The sequence below is a fragment of the Pseudomonas sp. LBUM1653 genome (genome assembly GCF_059716115.1).
Map to the genome: position 1 here is coordinate 1,833,791 of NZ_CP166803.1, position 14,606 is coordinate 1,848,396.

21 protein-coding genes are annotated in these 14,606 nt (G+C 61.0%); 19 read left to right on the top strand and 2 right to left on the bottom strand.

Annotation, left to right across the window (positions count from 1 at the left end; translation table 11 throughout):
* Positions 1 to 15: 15 nt before the first annotated feature.
* The 5 genes from ACA054_RS08420 (at position 16) to ACA054_RS08440 (ending at position 3,354) form a co-directional block, all read left to right on the top strand.
* On the top strand, positions 16 to 804 hold the full coding sequence (locus ACA054_RS08420) for a ParA family protein (RefSeq protein ID WP_497688979.1): 789 nt from the start codon (positions 16 to 18) through the stop codon (positions 802 to 804).
* A 118-nt stretch (positions 805 to 922) separates the two neighbouring features.
* Entirely contained in the window at positions 923 to 1,813 is an 891-nt protein-coding gene (locus ACA054_RS08425) for a CheW domain-containing protein (RefSeq protein ID WP_497688980.1), read from the top strand.
* Positions 1,814 to 1,855: 42 nt separating this feature from the next.
* On the top strand, positions 1,856 to 2,341 hold the full coding sequence (locus ACA054_RS08430) for a chemotaxis protein CheW (RefSeq protein ID WP_007946765.1): 486 nt from the start codon (positions 1,856 to 1,858) through the stop codon (positions 2,339 to 2,341).
* Positions 2,342 to 2,734, top strand: a complete 393-nt coding sequence (locus tag ACA054_RS08435) for a DUF2802 domain-containing protein (RefSeq protein WP_497688981.1) — start codon at positions 2,342 to 2,344, stop codon at positions 2,732 to 2,734.
* Between the two features lie 353 nt (positions 2,735 to 3,087).
* Positions 3,088 to 3,354 carry a hypothetical protein gene (locus tag ACA054_RS08440; protein WP_497688982.1) on the top strand — a complete coding sequence of 89 codons (267 nt, stop codon included), beginning with the start codon at positions 3,088 to 3,090 and terminating at the stop codon, positions 3,352 to 3,354.
* Positions 3,355 to 3,422: 68 nt separating this feature from the next.
* Here the strand turns inward: ACA054_RS08440 and ACA054_RS08445 are convergent, their stop codons facing one another.
* Together ACA054_RS08445 and fliK are read right to left on the bottom strand one after the other, a co-directional pair.
* On the bottom strand, positions 3,423 to 3,752 hold the full coding sequence (locus ACA054_RS08445) for an EscU/YscU/HrcU family type III secretion system export apparatus switch protein (protein WP_497688983.1): 330 nt from the start codon (positions 3,750 to 3,752) through the stop codon (positions 3,423 to 3,425).
* Positions 3,749 to 5,317, bottom strand: coding sequence for a flagellar hook-length control protein FliK (fliK, locus tag ACA054_RS08450; protein ID WP_497688984.1), 1,569 nt, complete (start codon positions 5,315 to 5,317; stop codon positions 3,749 to 3,751). Before fliK ends, ACA054_RS08445 begins: the two co-directional genes overlap by 4 nt.
* 197 nt (positions 5,318 to 5,514) lie before the next feature.
* Here fliK and ccmA point away from each other — a divergent pair, with 197 nt between their 5' ends.
* The 14 genes from ccmA (at position 5,515) to ACA054_RS08520 (ending at position 14,588) form a co-directional block, all read left to right on the top strand.
* Positions 5,515 to 6,150, top strand: a complete 636-nt coding sequence (ccmA, locus tag ACA054_RS08455) for a cytochrome c biogenesis heme-transporting ATPase CcmA (RefSeq protein WP_497688985.1) — start codon at positions 5,515 to 5,517, stop codon at positions 6,148 to 6,150.
* On the top strand, positions 6,147 to 6,815 hold the full coding sequence (gene ccmB / locus ACA054_RS08460; protein WP_007980754.1) for a heme exporter protein CcmB: 669 nt from the start codon (positions 6,147 to 6,149) through the stop codon (positions 6,813 to 6,815). Before ccmA ends, ccmB begins: the two co-directional genes overlap by 4 nt.
* 95 nt (positions 6,816 to 6,910) lie before the next feature.
* Positions 6,911 to 7,666, top strand: a complete 756-nt coding sequence (locus ACA054_RS08465) for a heme ABC transporter permease (RefSeq protein WP_497688986.1) — start codon at positions 6,911 to 6,913, stop codon at positions 7,664 to 7,666.
* A complete protein-coding gene (ccmD, locus tag ACA054_RS08470; RefSeq protein WP_008055370.1) occupies positions 7,663 to 7,839 on the top strand; it encodes a heme exporter protein CcmD in 177 nt (58 codons plus the stop codon). The genes ACA054_RS08465 and ccmD overlap by 4 nt, the downstream gene beginning before the upstream one ends.
* Positions 7,836 to 8,291 (top strand): cytochrome c maturation protein CcmE, encoded by a 456-nt coding sequence (gene ccmE / locus ACA054_RS08475; RefSeq protein WP_497688987.1) that lies wholly within the window; start codon positions 7,836 to 7,838, stop codon positions 8,289 to 8,291. The genes ccmD and ccmE overlap by 4 nt, the downstream gene beginning before the upstream one ends.
* A 3-nt stretch (positions 8,292 to 8,294) precedes the next feature.
* Positions 8,295 to 10,283: a heme lyase CcmF/NrfE family subunit gene (locus tag ACA054_RS08480; protein WP_497688988.1), complete on the top strand. Its 1,989-nt coding sequence runs from the start codon at positions 8,295 to 8,297 to the stop codon at positions 10,281 to 10,283.
* The gene (locus tag ACA054_RS08485) at positions 10,280 to 10,816 is read left to right on the top strand and encodes a DsbE family thiol:disulfide interchange protein (protein WP_497688989.1); all 537 of its coding nucleotides are present in this window, start codon (positions 10,280 to 10,282) and stop codon (positions 10,814 to 10,816) included. The genes ACA054_RS08480 and ACA054_RS08485 overlap by 4 nt, the downstream gene beginning before the upstream one ends.
* Positions 10,813 to 11,286, top strand: coding sequence for a cytochrome c-type biogenesis protein (locus tag ACA054_RS08490; RefSeq protein WP_497688990.1), 474 nt, complete (start codon positions 10,813 to 10,815; stop codon positions 11,284 to 11,286). Before ACA054_RS08485 ends, ACA054_RS08490 begins: the two co-directional genes overlap by 4 nt.
* Positions 11,279 to 12,481, top strand: coding sequence for a c-type cytochrome biogenesis protein CcmI (ccmI, locus tag ACA054_RS08495; protein WP_497688991.1), 1,203 nt, complete (start codon positions 11,279 to 11,281; stop codon positions 12,479 to 12,481). The genes ACA054_RS08490 and ccmI overlap by 8 nt, the downstream gene beginning before the upstream one ends.
* Before the next feature lie 14 nt (positions 12,482 to 12,495).
* Positions 12,496 to 12,903 carry a hypothetical protein gene (locus tag ACA054_RS08500; protein ID WP_046819354.1) on the top strand — a complete coding sequence of 136 codons (408 nt, stop codon included), beginning with the start codon at positions 12,496 to 12,498 and terminating at the stop codon, positions 12,901 to 12,903.
* A 120-nt stretch (positions 12,904 to 13,023) separates the two neighbouring features.
* Positions 13,024 to 13,254, top strand: coding sequence for a hypothetical protein (locus ACA054_RS08505; protein WP_497688992.1), 231 nt, complete (start codon positions 13,024 to 13,026; stop codon positions 13,252 to 13,254).
* Positions 13,254 to 13,823, top strand: coding sequence for a phosphonate metabolism protein/1,5-bisphosphokinase (PRPP-forming) PhnN (gene phnN / locus ACA054_RS08510; protein ID WP_497688993.1), 570 nt, complete (start codon positions 13,254 to 13,256; stop codon positions 13,821 to 13,823). Before ACA054_RS08505 ends, phnN begins: the two co-directional genes overlap by 1 nt.
* 148 nt (positions 13,824 to 13,971) lie before the next feature.
* Positions 13,972 to 14,184, top strand: a complete 213-nt coding sequence (locus ACA054_RS08515; protein ID WP_095061651.1) for a type II toxin-antitoxin system HicA family toxin — start codon at positions 13,972 to 13,974, stop codon at positions 14,182 to 14,184.
* Complete coding sequence (locus ACA054_RS08520) at positions 14,184 to 14,588, top strand: type II toxin-antitoxin system HicB family antitoxin (RefSeq protein ID WP_497688994.1); 405 nt, start codon at positions 14,184 to 14,186, stop codon at positions 14,586 to 14,588. Before ACA054_RS08515 ends, ACA054_RS08520 begins: the two co-directional genes overlap by 1 nt.
* Positions 14,589 to 14,606: the final 18 nt, after the last annotated feature.

The window sequence follows — 14,606 nt, forward strand, 5'->3', positions numbered from 1 at the left end:
GGGAGGAACAATCGAATGAGAGTCTGGGCAGTCGCCAATCAAAAGGGTGGTGTCGGTAAAACCACTTCCTCCATCGCTTTAGCCGGGTTGCTGGCCGAGGCGGGCAAGCGCGTGGTCGTGGTCGATCTCGACCCCCACGGCTCCATGACCAGCTATTTCGGTTACGACCCAGACAGCCTGGAGCACAGCAGCTACGACCTGTTTCTGCATAAAGGCAGCGTGCCCCAGGGCCTGCCCGGTCAGCTGTTGCTGCCCACCAGTCACGAATCCATTTCCCTGTTGCCATCGAGCACGGCGCTGGCCACCCTCGAACGCCAGTCGCCGGGCCAGAGTGGCCTGGGCCTGGTGATTGCCAAGAGCCTGGCGCAGTTGTGGCAGGACTTCGATTACGCGGTGATCGACAGCCCTCCGTTGCTCGGGGTGCTGATGGTCAATGCCTTGGCGGCGAGCCAGCAACTGGTGATCCCGGTGCAGACCGAACACCTGGCGGTCAAAGGCCTGGAGCGCATGGTCAACACCCTGGCGATGATCAATCGTTCGCGCAAGCAGGCCTTGCCGTTCACCATCGTGCCGACCCTGTTCGATCGCCGCACGCAGGCGTCCCTCGGTACGCTGCGGGTTTTGCGCGACAAGTTTCCGCAAGAAATCTGGCAAGGCTACATCCCCGTCGATACGCGCCTGCGCGATGCCAGCCGGGCGGGGCTGACGCCTTCGCAGTTCGACGGCAAGAGCCGTGGCGTCGTCGCCTACCGCGCGTTGCTCAAGCATCTGCTGGCAGCGCAACTTGTTGCGCAGGTGGCATGAGAATGAGCCCGATCCCTGTAGGAGCTGCCGCAGGCTGCGATTTTTTGATCTGGCTTTGCGGCGCGTCTGAAATCGCTAAAAGATCGCAGCCTGCGGCAGCTCCTACAGGTGCGCGCCCATGAACCGGCCATTAAAGATCACATCGCGTCCGCAACTGGCGCTTCAATCCTATCTGGACAGCCTGCTGCAAGACATCACCGAAGAATACGCAGCGGAAATCGAAACGCCTCCCGAGGTGATCGCAGTTGAGGCCGTGCTGGACGAATTCCAGGCCGCAGTGCTTGAAGAGCAGGCCCACGATGCCGTAGTGGCTACCGCACAGGTGGTAGCTCCGGTGGCGAAGACACCCGTTGCCGTGGTCGAAACCCCGGCACCCGTTTTTGCGGCAGTATCGACCATCACTCCGTTGTTGCAAGCCCTTGTACCGCCGCCCGTCGAAGTGCATCAAGTCTTGGTGCCTCCGGTCGTCGAAGTCCATCTGCCACCCGCTAACACGCCGCCACCGGTAGAAACCGGCGGTCGTCCTGCCTGGGCGGCCGAACCCTTCGAATGCCTGCTGTTCGATGTCGCCGGGTTGACCCTGGCGGTACCGCTGGTGTGCCTGGGCTCGATCTATCCACTGGCAGGTCACGAGCTGACGTCGTTGTTCGGCCAGCCGGAGTGGTTCCTCGGCATCCTGCCGAGCCAGGCAGGCAACCTGAAGGTGCTGGACACGGCACGTTGGGTCATGCCCGATCGTTACCGCGAGGACTTCAAGCAGGGCCTGCAATACGTGATTTCCGTCCAGGGCTACGAGTGGGGGCTGGCGGTGCATCAGGTCAGTCGCTCGTTGCGCCTGGACCCGAACGAAATCAAATGGCGCAGCCACCGTGGCCAACGGCCGTGGCTGGCGGGCACAGTGATTGAACACATGTGTGCATTGCTCGATGTCTCCGAACTGGCCGAGTTGATCGCCAGCGGTGGGGCCAGGCACATGGGCGGCACCAAGCCGCCCCATAAAACTAAATAACAGAACAACACCGCCAGGGCGGTTTCTTGAGGGGATCAGGGTATGAATGACAAGGCGACGGCGGCAAAGGGTTCCGAAGATCCGATCCTGCAATGGGTCACCTTCAAACTGGACAACGAGACCTACGGAATCAACGTGATGCGCGTCCAGGAAGTCCTGCGCTACACCGAAATCGCCCCGGTACCGGGCGCTCCGAGTTATGTGCTGGGTATCATCAACCTGCGCGGCAACGTGGTCACCGTGATCGACACCCGTCAGCGCTTCGGCCTGATGAATGCCGAAATCAGCGACAACACCCGCATCGTCATCATCGAAGCCGACAAGCAAGTGGTCGGGATCATGGTCGACAGCGTGGCCGAGGTGGTTTACCTGCGTCAGTCGGAAATCGAGACAGCGCCGAACGTCGGTAACGAAGAGTCCGCCAAGTTCATTCAAGGCGTGTGCAACAAGAACAACGAACTGCTGATCCTTGTCGAACTGGACAAGATGATGAGTGAAGAAGAATGGTCGGACCTGGAGAATATCTGATTGATTCTTGAGGTGGCGGTCATTGTCCTGTTCCTGTTCTGGGCAGGAACGCTTGCAATGTTTTTGGCCTACATCCGCGGGCAAAAGCTGATCGCTGCGCAACAGGCCCAGGGCGATGCGCAGCGTGATCAACGCATCAGGGACCTGGGCAGGCGCGTCGACAATTACCAGGACGGCAATGTGCGCATGGGCGAAGACCTGCATGAATTGCGGGCGATCGTCGCGCCATTGCCGGACCAACTGACCCGGCTGGAACAGCGCGATCCCAAGAGCCTGTCATTTGCCCAAGCGGCGAAACTGGTCGGGATGGGCGCCAGTGTCGACGAACTGACCCAGTCCTGCGGCTTGACCCAGGCCGAGGCGGAGTTGATGAGCAAGGTGCACAAGAACTAAGCATTCGCCGGATCGTTCCCACGCTCTGCGTGGGAATGCCTCTTGGGACGCTCCGCGTTCCGCTTCCAGGATGTGACGCAGAGCGTCACGGGCTGCATTCCCACGCAGAGCGTGGGAACGATCAATCAGAGGGGTAGCGATGGCGTCCTCGACCCCTCAATAGTCCTTGGGACTGGCCTTATCAATGGTTTGATTCTCGGTCAGAGTCTTTGGCTATTGCGGTTCTTCAAAGAAAAATAATCCCGTTACTTATGATAGTTGTGCCTTTTTGTCGAAATCCTTAGTTTGTAATCGAGCTTGCGTTGCAAGTTCGATCATTAAAGTATCGGTTTTGATTTTAAGGAGTACATTGCATGGAGCAACAGTCAGTTCGTCACACCGGGATCATTGAATCTTTTGAGTTGGAAGATCCGAGTTGGCCAGTCATAACGCCCAGGGCGAAGGGGACGGTTCGGTCCGCACTTGATAGTAAGCTTTATGATGTGCCCGGGAGTGAATTCGTGGGGAAGCAACATCTGCTCCCCTTTGTAGGGTTGAGTATTTCTTTTTATCTTTTTATAAAAGATGGCAAAGTGATCGCGGGTGATATTCGATTTGAAAATAGTGGGCGCGATGCCTGATTGAGGTATTGCTCCAAGTTGTCGTGTTGGCTGCCACTCCAAATGAGGGCAGCCAACACTTTGCCATCTCAATAATCGTCTCCCTGCTCAGTTGTATCGCGTTCCACTATCACCGCATCCGCTTCCTGCCCCACCGGAAACTTACCTTTCAAATTCCACGCAAACGCAATGATCTCGGCAATCGTTAGATACAGTTCCTGCGGAATACTGTCCCCCAACTCCATTCGCGCCAGCAGACTCACCAGTTCGGCATTCTCATAGATCGGGACTTCGCAGTCGCGAGCAATGCGCAGGATTTCTTCCGCCAGTTCTTCATCGCCCTTGGCAGTGAGGGTAGGGGCGTGGGTGCCGTCGTACTTGAGGGCGATGGCCTGGCGTGGGGCGTTGGGGTTATTCATGCGTTTTCGTCGACCCAGCGTTGTTCGAGGCGTGTTTGCGGACCTTGGGGTGGTTTGCCGAGGTGGCAGTCGAGATCGCCGACGTTCAGCCCTGCTGCCAGCATTCGTTGGCGCAATGCCGCCAGGTTGCTTTCGATCAGGCTGGCGGTGTAGGCGCGTTCGGCCCACAGCTGGCTGCTGAGGCTGCCCTGGATCAGCTGTGCCTGAACCTGCAACGGCCCGAGCGGTTCCATGTCGAACGCCAGTTCGATGCGCCAGAGTTGTTGCCTGGGCGGGCGTTCCTCGTGGCGTTCTTTGGCTTGTTCTCTTTCGGGTACTTCTTCGCGCTGGAACTTGATCTGGAACGGCACGATGTCCTGCAGGTTGCGCATCGGAATCTCCAGCTGCCAGGTACTCATCAGTCGCCCGTCCGGCGTGACGCCGGTCTGCTCGAGGCTGGACAGCTGGTGGCTTTGAAGGCGTGAAACCGCCGCTGCGGCCAGGCGCAGCAGGTGTTCCAGATCGTCTTCACCTTCGGCGCTTTGCAACAATCGCTCCGGCAGCGGAAAACCGGTCGGCGACGGCTTGGCGCTGACCTGGCCAAGCATGCCCAGAGCATTGCGCACGAAACTCGGCATGGCCTGGGCCAGGGTGTTGGCGGCGATGATCGCGCTGAGATGGGTGCTGGCCGGCAGCCCGGACGACAATTGCCCGATCAGTTTGAGCAAGTCGCCTTTCATGTCGGGCGCCAGGTTCTGACCGCCCAGCAGTTTCGATTCCAGGAATGCACCGCTGCTGGCCAGCGCCTGGGCCAGGCCTTTCGCGCTGCTCAATTGCTGGATGTCCGGCAGGCCCGCGAGCAATCTGTCCACGGCCGTGCGCAGGTCGCTGGAGGTCTGATCCGAGGCCGGCAGGTTTTGCAGCAGTTTGAGCAAGCCGTCCAGCGAGCCTTGGCGGCTTTGTTGGTTGGCCAGTTGTTGGGACACGGCCAATTGTTCCTGACGGCTGCTCAAGGGCACGAACTTCAAGGTCTGGCCGTCCTGCACCTGTGCGCTGAGCAAGGTGCCGATGCGCAACGGCTGCGAGCTGTCGATGCTGAGGGTGCTGCCGCTCAGCGCTGTGTTGAGCAGGCTGACCATCGAGCGAAACACCGTGGCTTGCCCCGGCACTGTCGGCAACACCTGGGAGGTCAGCACCTTACCCTGCAGCAGGGTGCCCACCGGCACTTGCGCGGTGTCGATGCGGGTGAGGGTGGCGACGCTGGCGGCGATGGCTTGCTGCACGGTGACCGCCAGGTTGCCCGCCGAAGGCTGGGTGACCGCGATGCTGGTGCCTTGGGCCAAGGGTTGATTGCTGGTGGCCTGGAGCGTGGTCTGCCGGCCGTTTTCGAGGGTGAGCTTGAGCAGCAATTGAAAGGCCTGATCCGCCTGCTTGAGCGACAGCACTTCAGCCTTGGCGGTCTGACCGGCGGTGATCAGGCCCTCCATCGGTGTCAGCAGCTTGAGCAGCTCGCCACTGACCGCTAGCGGACGCGTTGCCGCCGAGGTGGCCTGCGGTAGCGGGAGGATGTTCATTTCGCCTGTCATACGCGGTCACAACCTTGGGAAATTGCACGCTTTAGAGTAGGAAATGGCATGTATAATGCCGCCCGTTGTATACAGAGTGCGGTAAATTTCGCAGTTAATTGACGCAGCTCTCTCGTTCGGGCCGCCAATACCTTTATTCTGCATCTCTTTAGCGGCCGCGCCAGCGCCGACTTGAACCGTATAAGGCCCGTGAACCCTTGATCAGTCCAGTCCTGCAAACCGTTGCCCTTGCCTGTGAGCGAGACCTTCGGCTGCTCTTCGAAAATCTCGATTTGAGAATGGCCAGTGGCGAAATGGTACAGATAAGTGGCCCCAACGGCAGTGGCAAGACCAGCCTGTTGCGCCTGTTATCCGGCTTGATGCACCCGACCGCCGGTCAAGTGCTGCTCAATGGTCAGCCGCTGAGCGAGCAACGCACGGAGCTTGCACGCAATCTGCTGTGGATCGGCCATGCCGCCGGCATCAAGGACTTGCTGACCCCGCAAGAGAACCTGAGCTGGCTGTGCGCCCTGCATCAACCGGCTTCACACGAGGCGATCTGGCAAGCCCTGGCGGCTGTCGGGCTGCGGGGTTTCGAGGATGTTCCCTGTCATACCCTGTCCGCCGGTCAACAGCGCCGCGTGGCATTGGCGCGGCTCTATCTGGACAGCCCGCCGCTGTGGATACTCGATGAGCCGTTCACTGCCCTCGACAAGCAGGGCGTGGCGCAGCTCGAAGAACACCTGGCCGGCCACTGCGAGCGCGGTGGCATGGTTGTCTTGACCACTCACCACACCCTGAGCCGCATGCCGGCGGCTTATCGCGACATTGATCTGGGGAACTGGGCCGTATGAGTGTTTTCGGCCTGTTGGTCGCCCGCGAGGCCCGTCTGCTGTTTCGCCGTCCGGCTGAACTGGCCAACCCGCTGGTGTTCTTCGCCATCGTCGTTTCGCTGTTCCCGCTGGCGGTCGGTCCCGAGTCTCAATTGTTGCAAACCTTGTCGCCGGGGTTGGTCTGGGTGGCGGCTCTTTTATCGGTCCTGCTCTCGCTGGACGGGCTTTTCCGCAGTGATTTCGAAGACGGATCGCTGGAGCAGTGGGTCCTTTCGCCGCACCCCCTGGCTCTTCTGGTTCTGGCCAAGGTGCTGGCACACTGGGCGTTTTCCGGCCTGGCACTGGTTTTGCTCGCGCCTTTACTGGCGTTGATGCTCGGTTTGCCTGCCGCCTGTCTGCCGGTGTTGCTGCTTTCTTTATTGCTGGGTACACCGGTACTGAGCCTGCTCGGTGCGGTAGGCGCGGCGTTGACGGTCGGTTTAAAGCGCGGCGGCCTGTTGCTGGCGTTGCTGATTCTGCCGCTGTATATCCCGGTGTTGATTCTTGGCAGTGGCGCCTTGCAGGCAGCCTTGCAGGGCATGCCGGCGACCGGTTATCTGTTGTGGCTTGGCAGCCTGACCGCGCTGGCGATAACCCTGACACCCTTTGCAATAGCTGCTGGCCTGAAGATCAGCGTCGGCGAATAATAATGAGGCCTGGTTAAAATTTAACCACTTCTTTTTGAAGAAAAGGCAGACCCTGGCTGAGCGTGATAACGCACAGCAACCGTGATGGAAACAGTATGAACTGGACGTGGTTTCACAAGCTCGGCTCGCCCAAATGGTTTTACGGCATCAGCGGCAAAATGCTGCCGTGGCTTAGCGTCGCGGCGTTGCTGCTGATCGGCGTTGGCGTGGTCTGGGGCCTGGCCTTCGCGCCGCCGGACTACCAGCAGGGCAACAGCTTTCGCATCATCTACATCCACGTTCCGGCCGCCATGCTGGCACAGTCCATCTACGTGATGCTGGCGGTGTGCGGCATCGTCGGGCTGGTGTGGAAGATGAAGCTGGCCGACGTCGCCCTGCAGTGCGCGGCGCCCATCGGTGCCTGGATGACCGCCGTGGCGCTGGTCACCGGGGCGATCTGGGGCAAGCCGACCTGGGGCTCGTGGTGGGTCTGGGATGCACGACTGACGTCCATGCTGATTCTGCTTTTCCTGTACTTCGGTCTTATTGCGCTGGGTAACGCCATCAGTAATCGTGACAGCGCGGCCAAGGCTTGCGCGGTGCTGGCCATTGTCGGCGTGATCAACATCCCGATCATCAAGTACTCGGTGGAGTGGTGGAACACCCTGCACCAGGGCGCGACGTTCACGCTCACGGAAAAACCGGCGATGCCCGCCGAGATGTGGCTGCCATTGCTGCTGACGGCGCTGGGTTTCTATTGTTTCTTCGGCGCGGTGTTGCTGCTGCGCATGCGCCTCGAAGTGCTCAAGCGCGAAGCCCGGGCCAGTTGGGTCAAGGCCGAAGTGGAAAACAGCCTGGAGGTCGCTCGATGAGTTTTGCTTCATTCGGCGACTTCCTCGCCATGGGCCATCACGGCCTGTATGTCTGGTCGGCCTACGGCATCTGCCTGGCGGTGCTGGCCCTCAACGTGGCGGCGCCGATCCTGGCCCGCAAGCGGTATCTGCAACAAGAGGCGCGTCGTCTGCGCCGGGAGAACGGCAAGTGAATCCGCTGCGTAAAAAGCGTCTTATCATCATTCTGGCGATCCTGGTCGGGGTCGGTGCCGCCGTGGGCCTGGCCCTGAGCGCCCTGCAGCAGAACATAAACCTGTTCTACACGCCGACCCAGATCGCCAATGGCGAAGCCCCGCAGGACACGCGCATCCGCGCCGGGGGCATGGTCGAGGCCGGTTCCCTGCAGCGCTCCGGCGACTCGCTGGACGTGAAGTTCGTCGTCACCGACTTCAACAAATCCGTGACCATCACTTATCGCGGCATCCTCCCTGACCTGTTCCGCGAAGGGCAGGGCATTGTCGCTTTGGGCAAACTGAATGCCCAAGGCGTGGTGGTGGCCGATGAAGTGCTGGCCAAGCACGATGAGAAGTACATGCCGCCGGAAGTGACCAAGGCCCTGAAAGACAGTGGCCAGTCGGCACCCACTCCCGCGAAAGAGGGCTAACTGATGACATCTGGAATTTTTATCCCGGAGCTGGGCCACCTGGCGATGATCCTGGCGCTGTGCTTCGCGCTGTTTCAGGCGGTGGTGCCGTTGCTCGGTGCCTGGCGCGGTGACCGTTTCTGGATGAGCCTGGCCCAGCCGGCGGCGTGGGGTCAGTTCGCCTTTCTGCTGTTCGCTTTTGGATGCTTGACCTATGCATTCATGGCTGACGACTTCTCCGTCGCTTATGTCGCCAGCAACTCCAACAGCGCTTTGCCCTGGTACTACAAATTCAGTGCCGTGTGGGGCGCGCACGAAGGTTCGTTGCTGTTGTGGGCGTTGATCCTCGGCGGCTGGACGTTTGCGGTGGCGGTATTCTCCCGGCAGCTGCCGCAAGTGATGCTGGCACGGGTGCTGGCAGTGATGGGCATGATCAGCACCGGGTTCCTGCTGTTCCTGATCCTCACCTCGAACCCGTTCAAGCGCATCCTGCCGCAAGTACCCAGCGATGGCGCCGACCTCAATCCATTGCTGCAGGATATCGGCCTGATCGTTCACCCACCGATGCTGTACATGGGTTACGTCGGTTTCTCGGTGGCGTTCGCGTTCGCTATCGCAGCGTTGATGGGCGGTCGTCTGGATGCCGCGTGGGCGCGTTGGTCGCGTCCGTGGACCATCGTCGCCTGGGCCTTCCTCGGTATCGGTATCACCCTCGGCTCCTGGTGGGCCTATTACGAACTCGGCTGGGGCGGCTGGTGGTTCTGGGATCCGGTGGAAAACGCCTCGTTCATGCCCTGGCTGGTGGGCACCGCGCTGATTCACTCGTTGGCGGTCACGGAAAAACGTGGCGTGTTCAAGAGCTGGACCGTGTTGCTGGCCATTGCGGCTTTTTCGTTGAGCCTGCTGGGTACATTCCTTGTGCGTTCCGGCGTGCTGACCTCGGTGCACGCCTTCGCCTCGGACCCCGAGCGCGGCGTATTCATCCTGATCTTCCTGCTGTTCGTGGTCGGTGGTTCGCTGACGCTGTTCGCCTTGCGCGCACCGGTGGTCAAGAGCCAGGTCGGCTTCAACCTCTGGTCCCGGGAAACCTTGCTGCTGGGCAACAACCTGGTGCTGGTGGTGGCGGCTTCGATGATCCTGCTGGGCACCTTGTATCCGTTGATTCTCGATGCCATGACCGGTGCCAAGCTGTCGGTCGGCCCGCCGTATTTCAACGCGCTGTTCATTCCGTTGATGGCCTTGTTGATGCTGGTGATGGCGGTCGGCGTGATCGTGCGCTGGAAAGACACCCCGGTGAAATGGCTGCTGAGCATGCTCACCCCGGTGCTGCTCGGCAGCGCCGCGTTGGCGGTGGTGGCTGGCGTCGCCTACGGCGATTTCAACTGGGCGGTGCTGGCGACCTTCATGCTCGCGGCCTGGGTGTTGCTGGCCGGCGTGCGTGACATTGTCGACAAGACTCGCCACAAAGGCCTGATCAAAGGCCTGCCGACCCTGACCCGCAGCTACTGGGGCATGCAGGTTGCGCACCTGGGCATCGCCGTCTGCGCCCTCGGCGTGGTGTTGTCGAGCCAGAACAGTGCCGAGCGCGACCTGCGTCTGGCGCCGGGCGAATCCATGGCCCTGGGCGGCTACCAGTTTGTGTTCGAAGGCGCCAAGCACTTCGAAGGCCCGAACTTCACCTCCGACAAGGGCACCGTACGGGTGATCAAGGACGGCAAGGAAGTCAGCGTGCTGCACCCGGAAAAACGCCTCTACACCGTGCAGAACTCGGTGATGACCGAAGCCGGGATCGACGCCGGTTTCACCCGTGACCTTTACGTCGCACTGGGCGAACCCCTGGGCGATGGCGCTTGGGCAGTACGCGTGCACGTCAAGCCGTTCGTGCGCTGGATCTGGTTTGGTGGTTTGCTCACCGGTCTCGGCGGGTTGCTGGCGGCGCTGGACCGGCGTTATCGGGTCAAGGTGAAAAGCCGCGTGCGTGAAGCGCTGGGCATGACGGGAGCGACTGCATGAGACGTTGGTTGATGCTGTTGCCACTGGCGATTTTTCTGGTGGTGGCTGTTTTCCTGTATCGCGGTCTGTACCTGGACCCGGCCGAGTTGCCCTCGGCGATGATCGGCAAACCCTTCCCGGAGTTCTCCCTGCCAGCGGTGCAGGGCGACAAGACCCTGACCCGTGCCGACATCCTCGGCAAGCCGGCGCTGGTCAACGTCTGGGGCACCTGGTGCATTTCCTGCCGGGTCGAGCACCCGGTGTTGAACAAACTCGCCGAGAAGGGCGTGGTGATCTACGGCATCAACTACAAGGACGTCAACACCGACGCCTTGAAGTGGCTGGCAGACTTCCACAACCCGTATCAGCTGGACATCCGCGACGATGCAGGCACCCTGGGCCTGAACCTCGGTGTGTACGGCGCCCCGGAAACCTTCTTCATCGACGCCAAGGGCATCATCCGCGACAAGTTCGTCGGCGTGATCGACGAGCAGGTCTGGCGCGAAAAACTGGCGGCCAAGTACCAGGCGCTGGTCGACGAGGCCAAGCCATGAAGCGCTGGATTGCTGCCGCTGTATTGGGCTTGAGCATGGCCGGCGTGGCCCACGCCGCCATCGACACCTACGAGTTTGCCAAGGAAGGTGATCGCGAGCGTTTTCGCGAATTGACCAAGGAGCTGCGTTGCCCCAAGTGCCAGAACCAGGACATCGCCGACTCCAACGCCCCGATCGCCGCCGACCTGCGCAAAGAGATTTTTCGCATGCTCGGCGAGGGCAAGGACAACCAGCAGATCATCGACTTCATGGTCGATCGCTACGGTGATTTCGTCCGCTATAAACCGGCCCTGAACGCCAAGACCGCGGTGCTCTGGTTCGGCCCCGCCGGCCTGCTGCTCGGTGGTTTGGTGATCATCGCGGTGATCGTCCGTCGTCGTCGCGTGCGACGCGCCGAGACGCCGGGCTCGCTTTCTGCCGAGGAGCGCGAGCGCCTCGACCAACTGTTGGATAAATCCAAGAATGATTGATTTCTGGCTCGCTGCAGGTCTGCTGCTTCTGGTGGCCCTGAGTTTTCTGCTGATCCCCGTTCTGCGTAGCCGTCGCGCCCAGCTCGAAGAGGATCGTACTGCCCTGAACGTGGCGCTGTATCAGGAGCGCGTGGCTGAGCTGCAGTCTCAGCAGGAAGAGGGCGTTCTCGATGCCGCGCAAATGGACGCCGGTCGCGCCGAAGCCGCCCGTGAATTGCTTGCCGACACCGAAGGCGTTGCCGCGCCGCGGGTGACGCGCCTGGGCAAAGCGGCACCGTTGCTGGCAGCAATCCTGGTCCCGGTGGTGGGCCTGGGTTTGTACCTGCATTTCGGTGCCAGCGACAAGGTCGAGCTGACCCGGGAATTCGCCCAGGCGCCACAGTCGATGGAAGAAATGACCCGGCGCCTGGAGCGCGCGGTCGCGGCGCAGCCGGATTCCGCCGAAGCGCTGTACTTCCTCGGTCGCACCTACATGACCCAGGATCGTCCAGGTGACGCGGCGAAGGTCTTCGAGCGCACCGTCAACCTGGCCGGGCGCCAACCTGAACTGTTGGGTCAATGGGCCCAGGCCCAGTATTTCGCCGATGGCAAGAAGTGGTCGGACAAGGTCCAGGCCCTGACTGACGAAGCGCTCAAAGCCGATCCGAAAGAAGTCACCAGCCTTGGCCTGCTGGGCATCGCCGCCTTCGAAGGCCAGCGTTACCAGGAAGCGATCGATTACTGGAATCGCCTGCTGGAGCAACTGCCGCCGGAGGATAAATCCCGTATAGCGCTGCAAGGCGGTATCGCCCGCGCCAGCGAGAAACTGGTGGCCAGTGGTGGCAAAGTGGCCGAGGCGCCAGCGGCTAAACCGGCAGCGCTGCTCAAGGTCCGGGTGGACCTGGCGGCCGAGCTGAAGGCCAAGGTCCAGCCGGGGGACAGCGTGTTCATTTTCGCTCGCGCCACCTCGGGCCCTCCCGCACCACTGGCGGCCAAGCGTCTGACCGTGGCCGACTTGCCAGCAACTGTGGAACTGGGCGATGCCGATGCAATGATGCCGCAGTTGAAACTGTCTAACTTCCCTGAAGTCCAACTGGTTGCGCGCATCTCCCGCGCCGGTCAACCGACGGCAGGCGAGTGGATCGGTCGCAGCCAGCCCCTGGCCAGCAGCACCACCGCGCCGCAACAACTGACCATCGACAGCCCGGATAAATGACAGGAAACGCCACCATGACCGCCATTGCTCGTATTACCCTGCTCAGCGTTGTTTTGGGGCTGAGCGCTTGTGCGGTCCAACGGCCACCTGAACAGACGACACCGCCACCGATCCCGCCGTCGCAGCCGAGTACCAAACCGGCGCCGTCGACGGTGCCGAGCAAGCCGACTACTCCCGCCAAACCGGCCAAGCCGCTGCCGCGCACCTCCGCGAGCTTTGCGCCGCCACCGGGTGGCAACAGTCATTGGGATCCGAAACTGGGGGTGTATGTGCTCGACGATCAACCGAACACGTTCTACCGCCAGCGCACCTACTACCGCTGGGATAACGGCTGGAGCCGCTCGATCAGCCCGAAAGGGCCTTGGGAAGAGACGGATATCCAAGGAGTGCCGGGTGGTTTGGGACGGCAATTCGGGCAGTGATGCAAAAGGCGACCTTCGGGGTCGCCTTTTTGTCGGTGCGGAAGATCGTGGAACCACTGCAGAACCCTGTGGGAGCGAGCTTGCTCGCGATGGCGGCCTCACAGTCGACCACGATGTTTGATGGAACACATAGCCATTACTGCGGTAACGAACCACTCGCCGGGTCAGCGCCAGTTCTTCCTGGAATCCAAGTACCGTGGCTACTTCATGGGCAACTACATCGTGCGGGGCGGTACGCACTCGGGTAACGTGGCCGCCGCAAATCTGCCCGCCCGCCTGGTTCAAGCGCGCAGTCAGGATGGTTTACCAGTGGTCCAGCAAGTACGGCGACAAGCGAAGAGGGGGTTTTGATGGCAGGCAGGTTGATCTATCTCATCGGGCCTTCGGGTTCGGGCAAGGACAGCCTGCTTGATGCCGCGCGAGCACGGTTGGCCGAGCGCGGCTGCCGTATCGTGCGGCGGGTCATCACGCGTTCGGCGGAAGCCGTGGGCGAGGCGGCGCTGGGCGTCAGCCCGCAGCAGTTCGTCGAGATGGAGGCTCAGGGCGCGTTTGCCCTGAGCTGGCAAGCCAATGGTCTGTACTACGGCATCCCGCGGGAAATCGACGATTGGCTGGCTGCCGGACAGGACGTGTTGGTGAACGGTTCGCGGGCGCATTTGCAAAATACTCGCGAGCGTTATCCACAGGTGTTGGTGTTGTTGCTGACCGTGGACCAGGCGGTGTTGCACCAGCGCTTGCTGGCACGTGGGCGTGAATCCGTGACCGAGATCGATCAGCGCCTGGCACGCAATGCCAGTTTCAGTGAGCGCCTGCTGGCCGATGATCCGACAGCGCATGTGCTCGACAACTCCGGGCCGCTGGAGCGCACCGTCGAGCGACTGTTGGCCTGCCTCGACGAGCCCGCCTCTTTTCTCAACTAGCCCTTCGCCCAACTGGATAACACGCTGGCGTGAGACCTTCTCTCATCACACCCCGCAATACAACCGAACGTCGTGCTTTCGGTTTTTGTGCTTGAGTAAAGATAACTCTAGGGTTATTTTTATTGAGGCCGAAGCAAGGAGGCTGGTGGTGCAGAGCAGGCTATTGATCAAGGAATTGATGGAGGCGGGTTGGACCCTGGACCGGGTCACTGGCAGTCATCACATCTTCACCCACCGTTACAACCCGTACACCATTCCCGTCCCCCATCCGAAAAAGGATTTACCGGTCGGGACGGTCAAGAGCATCAGGAGGCGAGCGGGGCTGTACTGCCCGCTAGCCAGTTACGCAGGAGATCCATAATGCAATATCCAATCTGTATCGAATGGGGCGATGAGAACACCGCCATCGGTATCCAGATCCCCGATATCCCAGGTGCAGTAACCGCCGGGGATAGCTTTGAAGAGGCCTACAACGCAGCCGTCGAAATTGCCCACATCATGCTGCAAGAGTTGGCGGCGGATGGCGAGTCGATTCCGATGCCGACTTCGGCGACGCTGCATCGCAGTAATCCGGAGTTCGCCGACATGGGCTGGGGCATGCTGGAGCTGAACATCTCGCCGTATCTGGGCAAGACCGAGAAGGTCAACGTGACGTTGCCCGGCTATGTGATCCAGCGCATTGACCGCTATGTGCGCGAGCACAACGTCAAAAGCCGTTCGTCGTTCCTGGCGGATGCGGCGATGGAGAAACTGGTGCGCAATTGAGGGGTACTCGTAACAGTG